The following is a 408-nucleotide window of genomic DNA, read 5'->3' as shown; positions in this document are numbered from 1 at the left end:
CTTGGTGGTGATAGGTGGACTTGAACCACCGACCCCAGCATTATGAATGCTGTGCTCTAACCAACTGAGCTATATCACCAAACAGACCGGTCAGACCGGATGCTCGTTTTGACCAGGGGAAACCTGATCGATGTTCTTTGGTGGTGATAGGTGGACTTGAACCACCGACCCCAGCATTATGAATGCTGTGCTCTAACCAACTGAGCTATATCACCCAACAGCCGAGCATTATCCAGTCTTCCCATTTCCTTGTCAATGCCGGCCATGAAAAATCTGTGGATTTTTTGTGTGCTACAGCGTTCATGATTATTGCATCAACGGCTGGATCTGCGCCAGCATGGACGAGGCCGGATCAGGACCCAGGCAGTCGATGACGATGCGTTCCGGCATAGCCCGCAGCCTAAGTCG

Annotated in this window: 2 tRNA genes; both read right to left on the bottom strand. The window is 51.5% G+C overall.

What is annotated here, in order from left to right:
- Positions 1 to 2 precede the first annotated feature (2 nt).
- Positions 3 to 79 (bottom strand) — tRNA-Met (locus IGS55_RS27270).
- A gap of 59 nt (positions 80 to 138) precedes the next feature.
- Positions 139 to 215, bottom strand: a tRNA-Met gene (locus IGS55_RS27265).
- Positions 216 to 408: the final 193 nt, after the last annotated feature.

Origin of the sequence: Janthinobacterium sp. EB271-G4-3-2, assembly GCF_020858035.1 — a bacterium.
Classification (GTDB): Bacteria; Pseudomonadota; Gammaproteobacteria; order Burkholderiales; family Burkholderiaceae_D; genus Janthinobacterium; species Janthinobacterium aestuarii.
The sequence above is the reverse complement of the archived record's forward strand: the minus strand, read 5'-3'. Positions and strand labels throughout refer to the sequence as shown.